Source organism: Marinobacter sp. UBA2498, assembly GCF_002341575.1.
In the GTDB taxonomy this organism is placed as follows: Bacteria; Pseudomonadota; Gammaproteobacteria; order Pseudomonadales; family Oleiphilaceae; genus Marinobacter; species Marinobacter manganoxydans.
In genome coordinates this window covers 25,730-35,431 of sequence record NZ_DDOI01000042.1, presented here as the reverse complement: position 1 = coordinate 35,431, position 9,702 = coordinate 25,730, and the positions used below count along the sequence as shown (strand labels likewise).

Genomic DNA, 9,702 nt, shown 5'->3' with positions numbered 1-9,702 from the left:
TCCATGCTTTGATCATCGACAGGAGGCAGTTCGGGCAGCGGTTCGATTTTGCGGGGATCGTCGGCTTTGCTGCGACCAGCGCCCAACTCCACCATGCCAAGCTGGATGTCGTCGATTGTGTGTGCTTTGTGAACCGCGCGCTCATGAAACCATTCCAGTGCCTGTGCGGCGGCTTTGGCCTGTTCTCCCTCGATGGAAACATGGCTGCCACGGCGATTTAATAGCACATTCCATCCATCGGCAATTTGGCGCAGGTTTTCGTCGAGCGGACCACACAGGTTGGCCAGGTGCATGTTGTCGCCATCAAGCCGAACGGTAACCGGTTTATTCCGGCGTGCGCTTTTGGTCATGAATCTAGCTCGCCACGCAGCGTATTGGCGCTGGTTTGCGTGATACGAACATTCTGCATTTGGCCGATGAGTTCAGCCGGTGCCGGGAAATTCACGATACGGTTGTTTTCCGTNNCGGTAACCGGTTTGTGCCGGCGTGAGCTTCTGGTCATGGGTGTAGTTCACCTCGGAGCGTATTGGCACTGGTTTGCGTGATACGAACGTTGCGCATTTGGCCGATCAGTTCAGGAGAGGCCGGGAAATTCACAATACGATTGTTTTCAGTGCGTCCCATGACTTCGCGGGGGTCGCGTTTTGACGGCCCTTCGATCAGTACCCGCTGGGTCGTGTCGAGCATGCCTTGGGCGATCGCGGATGCCTGCTCGTTAACAAGCGCCTGCAAGCGATAGAGGCGTTCAAGTTTCTGTTCTTTTGTCGTGTTGTCTTCCAGATCGGCAGCCGGTGTACCTGGGCGACGCGAATAAATAAACGAAAAAGACTGGTCGAAGCCGACGTCGCGAATCAGTTTCATCGTTTGTTCGAAATCGGCCTCTGTTTCGCCGGGGAAGCCAACGATGAAGTCCGACGAGAGCGTGATGCCGGGTCGGGCGGCCTTCAGTCGGCGTACGATCGACTTGAATTCAAGTGCGGTATAGCCGCGCTTCATTGCCGCCAGAGTGCGGTCGCTGCCCGCTTGTACCGGTAGATGCAGGAAAGGCACCAGATTCGTCAGTTTTCCATGGGCCTCAATAAGACGACCGGTCATTTCCTTCGGGTGGGACGTGGTGTAGCGGATGCGCTCGATACCCGGTATGTCGTGAATGTATTCCAGCAACATGGCGAAATCAGCAATTTCGCTTGTGTCGCCCATGGGGCCGCGATAAGCATTCACATTTTGCCCGAGCAACGTCACTTCCTTGACGCCCTGGTCTGCCAGGTCGGCCACTTCAACCAACACGTCGTCGAAGGGGCGCGAAATTTCTTCACCACGGGTATAGGGCACCACACAGAAGGTGCAATACTTGCTGCAGCCTTCCATGATTGAAACAAACGCGGAAGGGCCGTCTGCGCCGGGCTCGGGCAGGTTGTCGAATTTTTCGATTTCCGGGAAGCTGACGTCCACCACGCCAACACCGTTACCCTTGGCGCGCACTTCGGTAATCATGTCCGGCAGGCGATGCAGAGTCTGGGGGCCGAAGACCATGTCCACGTAGGGTGCGCGGTCAATGATCGCCTGGCCTTCCTGGGAAGCCACACAGCCACCCACGCCGATGATCATTTCCGGCTTTTTGCTTTTCAGCTTTTTCCAGCGGCCAAGCTGGTGGAACACCTTCTCCTGGGCTTTTTCCCGAATGGAGCAGGTGTTCAGCAGCAGGATGTCGGCGTCATCGGGTGAATCGGTCATTTCGACGGTTTCACCGGTTTTGAGCAGGTCTGCCATGCGGGCAGAGTCATACTCGTTCATCTGACAGCCGTGGGTTTTGATGTACAGCTTCTTGGCCATGGGTCTCACGTAATCTGATGGATGTTGCGCCGGGAACTGGTTTTTGAAACGGGGCGCCAGCAAAAAGGAACTGCGTATTATAACGGGGTGCTTAAACTTCAACCACCTTTGTCTCGGCTAGTTGCTAGTCCGGTTGTGATACTATTTGGCGCTTATGGTTTCGACGAGCCTCACGATAAATCCTTCAACCTAATACCCAAACACCAAAATGACCCCCGAACGCCTCTCCCGGATCAAACAAACCCTGAACACCCGGCAACCGGATCTGAGCGTCCTCACCGACCAGGTTCACAAACCCCGGAACCTCTCCGCCATCATTCGCTCCTGCGATGCTTTCGGCCTGGCCAACATGCACGTGGTCTGGCCCAAGGAAGGATTTCGGGCTTTCCGGAAAACCGCCGGAGGCAGCTACAACTGGGTCACCACCCACACCCACCGGAGCATGGAAGAAGCGGTTTCCGCGCTGAAAGGGCAGGGCCACAAGCTATACGCCGCACAGCTATCCGACCGGGCCATTGATTTCCGGGATGTGGATTACACCCTGCCTTGCACGATAATCCTGGGTAACGAAGTGGATGGCGTCAGCGTCGATGCCGCGGCTCAGGCTGACGAGCACATCGTTATCCCAATGATGGGGATGGTGGAGTCGCTGAACGTATCGTCTGCCTGCGCGATTGTCCTGTCCGAAGCCCAGAGGCAGCGGAAGCTGGCCGGCATGTTCGATCAGCGCCGGATGCCGGATGACGAGTACAACCGCCTTTTATTCTGTTGGTGTCAGCCCACCGTCAAACGCTACTGCGACGACCGCAATTTGCCGTACCCGCCGATAGACCCGGAAACGGGTGAGTTGGTCGACGGTGTGGGCTGGATGCAGGAAGTAAGAAAGTTAAGGGCGAATCGCCCACGGTGGGATGACGAACCTAAAGTCACCGCAGATGAGCAATAAAAAGAAAATTACTCTTCTGTGAGATCGGTCCGGGGGTGGGAGGTCTTTTCTGTCGGGAAAAGATGTCTGAGCGAAGCGAGTTGCTTTTCCCAGAAGAAAAGGCCTCCCACCTCTGGACCAGCCCCCAAATCGAGCAGGCTACTTAGCAAAAGCTAGAGCCCATCACTCCTCGCGAGCCTCAAGATACCGCTGAAGCTGCTCCCGCAAAGCCTTGGGAAGCCGGGTAATCGTCAGGGCATCTTTGTCACGGTCGTAGTAAACCGCCTGATTCACCAGGTCGGAAGAGAAGGACACGCTCATTCCGCCTCCGGAGCCTGCAATCCGTACCAGCTTTTTCACTTTCCGATGGTCCGGGTGCAGCACGCCGCTTTCCGGCAGTTCAGCAGTTTTTGAGGCAAACTCCTTGAAGCGTTGCGGCTCACTCTCGTCTAGGTAGCCGGACAATGCCTCGATTTCGACCGGCTCGCCCAGGGCATGCTGCTCCTTACAGAACTCATAGGCCTTGTTGCGAACCTCTCCGGCTTTCTCGGGCTCGGAGGACTTGGCAAAAGCTTCCACCGCATCCAGGAAGGTCATGGTTTCCTTTTCCACATCCACCTGATTGGTAAACCCGCACAAACGGATAAACAGCTCTCCTGGCTCGCCGGTGCCGCGGCCGTGGACCAGTGTCAGGTAGTTTTCCGCCGGGTTGTTGCCGCGCCAGTCGTCCAGCTCGATGCGAACGGCCAGGTTCAGACGGGAGAGGCTCAGGACGTCGGTCGCATCCAGTGACTGGTTGCCATCGAACCGCATGGCGCTGTCGGTTTCCAGGATAAACAGGTAAACCACCTCGGCGTCCGCTAGGGCATCGTGGACGATCATCAGATGGCCATCGAACTCCTCCTGACTGCCGGTCAGGAGCTCCTGCCACTGCCCGAACAGGCGGTCGGTCATGGCGCTGAAGGTTTGCTTGTCTTCCAGGTAGTCGTTCAGCCAGGCGCTGAACGGGCACTCGCCCAGATCTTCGGAAAACCGGCCGTATTTCTTACCGGGCTTGCTGTTGAACAGCCGCTTCATCTGCTTGTGCAGGCCCTCGTAGTCGCCACCGGGCTCCCTCAGAGAGTCTCCGGCACTGAGATGGGCTGCCTGGTCCGGCTGGAAATGCGTAAAAAAGGCAGACCTCAGGTGTTTGATTGCCATGGTTAATTACCCTGTTGCCGTTGTCCTGACTGAAAGGCCTCCATGATGAGCGTTTCATCGGGATGGTAAAGCCAGTCAAATCCAATGGGTTGCGCAGTGAGTGATATGGGAGAGAAGGCCATAGTCCAAGGAGCGGCAGCTTATTATGAAAAACGCGGAAATCCAAATTTCCACCCATCCTGATGCATTATCGTTCAAAGCCGATTTTGACACGTGAGAATTCCGCAATATCGCCTTTTCAGCTCTGAAGCCGCCTTCGGGACCCGCACTTTGACTGCTCCATGTCTGTGCCTGTGCCTGAATAAGGGGCAGTTTTCAGGCTTGGCAGGGCTACCCCGCAGAGGTTGGGAAAGGGTCGGAAGCGCCAGAGTAAAGGCCTGAACAAGAATTGGCGCAATCCATGCTTATGGTTCAGGTCAGCGGGAAGAGTCGCGTTGTGTCGTGCGACACAATTCTCGTGGAATAAGTCACTCAAGCAAAAGCGCTTATTGGCCCGGAGATTTCTTCGGTTCAATAGGCGCTTTTTTTTTTGGCAAATGGCCAGTGAGGCGGCTCGGAATTTTTCTTCGGTCTCCTCTTGACCAGTCAGTTTAACAGAAACGGAGAACTGCGATGCAATGTGTAATGAAAAAGGCCGGATTGGCGATAGCGATTGCCCTGATGGGTGGCTCGGTGCAGGCCGCACAGACCGGGTTTCATGAAGCCCTGAGTAAGGGCGAGGTATACGGAGATCTTCGCTTGCGTTTCGAACAGGTGCAACAGGACAATGCACTCAGGGACGCGGAAAGCGTAACTTTGCGAACCCGCCTTGGCTATCGTACTGCGGATTACAATGGGTTATCCGGGCTTGTCGAGTTTGAGGACGTTCGGAACGTGGCTGGGCTTGACGACTACAACGACACGCTGGGGAAGAATCCAAATTACTCTGTTATTGCCGATCCCGAGACAACAGAGCTGGACCAGGCTTACCTTCAGTACAGGTTCGGAGATATAACCGGTCGGTTGGGGCGTCAGGTGATAACTTACGACAATCACCGGTTTATTGGCGACGTTGGCTGGCGCCAGGATCGCCAGACGTTTGATGCGGCCCGCCTGACTTACACCCCGTCAACCAACCTCGCAATCGACTACGCCTTCCTGAGTCAGCGCAACCGCATCTTTGCCGAGAGCCAGGACCTGCCATCCAAGGATCACATAGTCAACGTTGCCTACCAAACACCCCTCGGCAAGCTGACCGGCTATGCCTATCTGCTGGAAATTGATGAAGGCGTTGACAACTCGCTCGACACCGTCGGGCTTCGTTATGTTGGCGGGTATGACCTTGAGCCGCTGGGGATAATCTACGAAGCCGAATATGCGATCCAGGAGGCAGAATCGGGCGGTGCTGATTTTGATGCCGAGTATTACAAGCTGAATGCGGGCATTGATATCGCGGGCGTCATTGTTTCAGCGGGACTTGAAGTCCTTGGGTCGGATAATGGCAACTACGGCTTCTCTACACCACTGGCAACCCTGCACGGTCAGAACGGCTGGGCTGACCAGTTTCTGAACACCCCGCTGGTCGGGTTGGAAGACGCGTCGCTCAGCGTAAAGGCACCCGTGGCGGGCGGCGGCCTGACCCTTAAATATCATGACTTCAGGGCCAGTGACTCGCCTGGCGGTGCCAGTGACTTGGGTAGCGAGGTTGATGTGGTCTATCAGCGCAAGTTTGCGGAGAACTACTCAGCAGGTATTAAATACGCTCGCTACATGGCCGGAGATGCAGCAACCGGAAAAGTGGATACTGACAAGCTCTGGCTGACTCTGGCCGCCAAGTTCTGAGGCTGATATCCGAAAAAAAGCCCCGGCGGCGTCCACTGCCAGCGGGGGCCTTTCATCCGTCATTCGGCTCAGATTCGCTTGTTGCGCACCAGGTCTTGCACCAGTTTGCTGACCGCGCCTGCGATTTCTTCACTGTCGTCTGCGCAGATGGAAGCCGAGGCGATGTCCGAGCCGAGCTTTGCCGCAATCGCGATGACGCCGTGGGCGCTGATGACCTGTGCGAAGCGGCGGCGATCATCGACAGTGCCGGCGTTGTCTTCGCTGAGCACGATGGACGTTTTACCCTGATCAAACAGCGCCCGTTCCAGGGACAAGGCCAGGGCCGCTGCCTGCTTGCCATTGCACGCGATGATGGCAGGCTTCTGGGCCAGACGACGCCGGCGCTCGTCAGCGCTGACCGGGTCCAGCGATTCCACCGTTTCCGAGGTTCCTGCGATCATGCCCGCGCCGATGGTCACGTTGCTCAGCCGGTCGATAACGATAAAACTGCCGGTTGCGTGGTTGTTGGGATAAGGATCGAACGCAACGGGTTGGCTCAGGGTCAGTTCGCACAGGCCGATTTCGTTCAAGTTCAGTTCCGGAGGGTTTTCCCGTTTTTCCAGCGTGTTTACGTCTGTCTGATGCTGAATCTTTCTCACCGTGGCCGATGAGAAGGTGGGGCCCAGCTTGATGTCATAGAGGCGACCGGTTTCCAGCGGCGCGTCGGTCATCCAGACGATGTTGGCGAGGAAACGGTTGCCCACTTCAGGCTCATCTTCCGCTTTTACCAGCATGTCGCCACGGCTGACGTCGATTTCGTCGGTCAGCGTGAGGGTGATCGCCTGGTCGATATAGGCTTCTTCAAGGTTGCCGTCGAAGGTTACCACCTCTTTCACCGTGCTGGTGCGCCGGGAGGGCAGCGCCATGATTTTCTCGCCCGGGCGGATCACGCCGGAGGCGATGGTGCCGCAGAAGCCGCGAAAGTTCAGGTTCGGGCGGGTTACGTACTGAACCGGGAAGCGGAAATGCTCCAGGTTCTTGTCCCGACCGACTTCCACGGTTTCCAGGATTTCCATCAGCGGCTGGCCGGTGAACCAGGGGGTGTGCTCGCTCTTGTTCACCACGTTATCGCCTTCCAGGGCGGAAATCGGCACGAAGCGGATGTCCTTCAGGCCCAGTTTGGCGGCAAACGCCAGATAGTCGTCCCGGATCTCGTTGAAGCGCTCTTCGCTGAAATCCACCAGATCCATCTTGTTGATGGCGACCACAATGTGGCGGATGCCCAACAGCGAGGCAATGTAGGAATGCCGGCGGGTCTGGGTCAGCACACCGTGGCGGGCATCGATCATCAGGATCGCCACCTGCGCCGTGGACGCGCCGGTGGCCATGTTGCGGGTATACTGCTCGTGGCCCGGAGTGTCGGCGATGATGAACTTGCGCTTGTCGGTGGAGAAATACCGGTAGGCAACATCAATGGTGATGCCCTGTTCGCGCTCCGCCTGCAGGCCGTCTACCAGCAGGGCCAGGTCCAGCTTCTCGCCGGTGGTGCCCATCTTGGCACTGTCGGTTTTCAGGCTGGCCATGTGATCTTCATAGATCATCTTGGTGTCATGCAGCAGGCGACCAATCAGCGTGCTCTTGCCGTCGTCCACGCTGCCGCAGGTGAGCAGGCGCAGGAGTTCCTTGTTTTCGTGCTGTTTCAGGTAGGCCTGAATATCTTCCGCAATCAGATCAGACTGGTGTGACATCTTAGAAGTACCCTTCCCGCTTTTTCTGTTCCATGGAGCCGGCTGAATCATGGTCGATAACGCGACCCTGACGCTCGGAACTGGTGGCCAGCAGCATTTCCTGGATGATCTCCGGCAACGTGGTGGCTTCGGATTCAATGGCGCCGGTTAACGGGTAGCAGCCGAGGGTGCGGAAGCGGATGGATTTCATCATCGGCTTCTCGCCTTCTTTCAGCGGCATTCGGTCATCGTCCACCATGATCAGGGTGCCGTCGCGCTCAACCACCGGGCGCACCGCGGAGTAGTAAAGGGGAACGATCTCGATATTTTCCAGGTAGATGTACTGCCAGATATCCAGCTCGGTCCAGTTGGACAGCGGGAATACCCGAATGCTTTCGCCCTTGTTGATCTTGCCGTTGTAGATGTTCCAGAGTTCAGGACGTTGGTTCTTGGGGTCCCAGCGGTGGTATTCGTCGCGGAAGGAATAGACACGCTCCTTGGCACGGGATTTTTCTTCGTCCCGGCGGGCGCCGCCGAACGCCGCATCAAACTTGTACTTGTCCAGGGCTTGCTTGAGGGCCTGGGTTTTCATTACGTCGGTGTGCTTGGCACTGCCGTGAGTGAATGGGCCAATGCCCTGTCTGATGCCGTCCTCGTTCTTGTGAACGATCAGGTCCAGACCGTATTCCTTCACCTTGCGGTCCCGGAAGTTGATCATATCCCGGAATTTCCAGGTGGTGTCCACGTGCATGAGAGGGAAGGGCGGTTTACCCGGATAAAAGGCCTTGCGGGCCAGGTGCAGCATTACCGCGGAGTCCTTGCCGATGGAATACAGCATTACCGGATTGTCGAACTCGGCTGCCACTTCCCGGATGATGTGGATGCTTTCCGCTTCCAGCTGTTTCAGGTGCGTGAGGTTATATGTGGTCATGATAATCCGTTGCCGCCGTGCGGGCCGTGTTGGCTGTGCGAATGAATACGGCAACTATACCAGAGGGGGTAAGGGCATAAGAAGACGCCCAACTAGAAATTGGCGTTATAACAATATAGCAGTGGCAGGCTCTGACCGTGAGTGAGCAGACGGTGACGTTCAGGCCGGATTGCGGGAGTCGGCCAGCAACTTGGCAACGTAGCGATCGACGTAATCGAAGCCGTTACCTTCAAACTCAGCGAACTGGATGCCCAGCTGAAATTCGTCCCTTGCGATGCGTCGCATGTGAACGATGTTGCCGTCGGCAATAATGGAAACCGGTTGCGTTGCAACCACCGGCACGGAGAATCGGGTCTTCACGGCAATCCAGTGTCCTGGAGCCGGGGCCTTTTGCTCGGGAATGAGTTGTTTCACCGTTTCCTGATTACAGGAAATCATAACGCCCGTGCGGGAGAGATTGGATACCGAACAGGTCAGGCAGCAGCCGTCCGATTTCTCAATAGTAATGTCGGTGGCTACGTCCACTCGCTGTTGGTTGCGCAAATTCAATTTGGCGGCGACAGGTTTCATGTTGACTCTTCTGGCGTGTCTGGTTGCGAATGATGCTGCCTTTCCCATAAATCCCTTCCAGAAAAACACTTAAACGCATGATAAGCGAATGAAAGTGTAGTTGTTTACTTTGTGATCAGCAAGAAGCCTGCCGCCTATAGTGGCAGATTTGTTAAATCTTTCTGAACAAGACGTCACAAATTTTGACGTCCGTCAGTTTCCATCCGTTCCAATACTCGTCGGACTTTTGCTGCAGGCGGTCCCTGAGCTGGTGTAAAATATAGCCCTTCATTCATTTGTGGGCTCGCGCTGAGCTCCGGGAATTCCAAGCCTTCTATGACAGATAACACCCAGACCCCTGCCTCGTCCGGCAACGGCAAAGTCGGTTTCATCAGCCTCGGTTGTCCCAAGGCTCTCGTCGACTCCGAGCGCATTCTCACGCAGCTCAGGCTGGACGGCTACGATGTTGTGCCGACCTATGACGACGCTGACATTGTTGTGGTCAACACCTGCGGATTTATCGATGCCGCCAAACAGGAGTCGCTGGATGCGATCGGTGAGGCCATCAGCGAGAACGGCAAGGTGATTGTCACCGGTTGTATGGGTGTAGAGGCCGACAAGATTCGCGATACTCACCCTGGTGTTCTGGCGGTTTCCGGCCCCCACGCCTATGAAGAAGTGGTCGGCGCGGTTCACGAGTTCGTTCCGCAGAAAAAGCAGCACGATCCGTTCACCGA

At 56.2% G+C, this 9,702-nt stretch carries 8 protein-coding genes and 2 pseudogenes; 3 read left to right on the top strand and 7 right to left on the bottom strand.

Annotated features, from left to right (window positions below):
* The 3 genes and pseudogenes from B2W52_RS04710 to miaB all read right to left on the bottom strand — a co-directional run.
* Window positions 1-293: pseudogene (locus B2W52_RS04710) on the bottom strand (hypothetical protein); the annotation flags it as partial.
* 53 nt (window positions 294-346) lie between these two features.
* A complete protein-coding gene (locus B2W52_RS22295; RefSeq protein ID WP_414673474.1) occupies window positions 347-502 on the bottom strand; it encodes a TRAM domain-containing protein in 156 nt (51 codons plus the stop codon).
* Window positions 499-1,833, bottom strand: a complete 1,335-nt coding sequence (gene miaB, locus B2W52_RS04705; RefSeq protein ID WP_286801612.1) for a tRNA (N6-isopentenyl adenosine(37)-C2)-methylthiotransferase MiaB — start codon at window positions 1,831-1,833, stop codon at window positions 499-501. The genes B2W52_RS22295 and miaB overlap by 4 nt, the downstream gene beginning before the upstream one ends.
* A 208-nt stretch (window positions 1,834-2,041) precedes the next feature.
* Between miaB and trmH the strand changes: the two genes are divergently transcribed.
* Window positions 2,042-2,779 carry a tRNA (guanosine(18)-2'-O)-methyltransferase TrmH gene (gene trmH, locus B2W52_RS04700; protein WP_273072432.1) on the top strand — a complete coding sequence of 246 codons (738 nt, stop codon included), beginning with the start codon at window positions 2,042-2,044 and terminating at the stop codon, window positions 2,777-2,779.
* A gap of 162 nt (window positions 2,780-2,941) precedes the next feature.
* Here the strand turns inward: trmH and B2W52_RS04695 are convergent, their stop codons facing one another.
* The gene (locus B2W52_RS04695) at window positions 2,942-3,958 is read right to left on the bottom strand and encodes a nucleoid-associated protein (protein ID WP_273072430.1); all 1,017 of its coding nucleotides are present in this window, start codon (window positions 3,956-3,958) and stop codon (window positions 2,942-2,944) included.
* Between the two features lie 612 nt (window positions 3,959-4,570).
* On the opposite strand from B2W52_RS04695, the gene B2W52_RS04690 reads away from it, so the two are divergent.
* A complete protein-coding gene (locus tag B2W52_RS04690) occupies window positions 4,571-5,779 on the top strand; it encodes an alginate export family protein (RefSeq protein WP_039881807.1) in 1,209 nt (402 codons plus the stop codon).
* Window positions 5,780-5,847: 68 nt separating this feature from the next.
* On the opposite strand, the gene cysN is transcribed toward B2W52_RS04690, so the two are convergent.
* The 3 genes from cysN to B2W52_RS04675 form a co-directional block, all read right to left on the bottom strand.
* Window positions 5,848-7,506 (bottom strand): sulfate adenylyltransferase subunit CysN, encoded by a 1,659-nt coding sequence (gene cysN / locus B2W52_RS04685; RefSeq protein WP_008170122.1) that lies wholly within the window; start codon window positions 7,504-7,506, stop codon window positions 5,848-5,850.
* Between the two features lies 1 nt (window position 7,507).
* Window positions 7,508-8,416 (bottom strand): sulfate adenylyltransferase subunit CysD, encoded by a 909-nt coding sequence (cysD, locus tag B2W52_RS04680; protein WP_008170124.1) that lies wholly within the window; start codon window positions 8,414-8,416, stop codon window positions 7,508-7,510.
* Window positions 8,417-8,575: 159 nt separating this feature from the next.
* A complete protein-coding gene (locus B2W52_RS04675; RefSeq protein ID WP_008170127.1) occupies window positions 8,576-8,986 on the bottom strand; it encodes a PilZ domain-containing protein in 411 nt (136 codons plus the stop codon).
* Between the two features lie 315 nt (window positions 8,987-9,301).
* On the opposite strand from B2W52_RS04675, the pseudogene rimO reads away from it, so the two are divergent.
* Window positions 9,302-9,702 (top strand): annotated as a pseudogene (rimO, locus tag B2W52_RS04670) (30S ribosomal protein S12 methylthiotransferase RimO); the annotation flags it as partial.

What these genes read in the sequence shown, in the direction of transcription:
- miaB (WP_286801612.1), bottom strand. Translation starts at nt 1,833, where the DNA reads ATGGCCAAGAAGCTGTACATCAAAACCCACGGCTGTCAGATGAACGAG.
- trmH (WP_273072432.1), top strand. Translation starts at nt 2,042, where the DNA reads ATGACCCCCGAACGCCTCTCCCGGATCAAACAAACCCTGAACACCCGG.
- B2W52_RS04695 (WP_273072430.1), bottom strand. Translation starts at nt 3,958, where the DNA reads ATGGCAATCAAACACCTGAGGTCTGCCTTTTTTACGCATTTCCAGCCG.
- B2W52_RS04690 (WP_039881807.1), top strand. Translation starts at nt 4,571, where the DNA reads ATGCAATGTGTAATGAAAAAGGCCGGATTGGCGATAGCGATTGCCCTG.
- cysN (WP_008170122.1), bottom strand. Translation starts at nt 7,506, where the DNA reads ATGTCACACCAGTCTGATCTGATTGCGGAAGATATTCAGGCCTACCTG.
- cysD (WP_008170124.1), bottom strand. Translation starts at nt 8,416, where the DNA reads ATGACCACATATAACCTCACGCACCTGAAACAGCTGGAAGCGGAAAGC.
- B2W52_RS04675 (WP_008170127.1), bottom strand. Translation starts at nt 8,986, where the DNA reads ATGAAACCTGTCGCCGCCAAATTGAATTTGCGCAACCAACAGCGAGTG.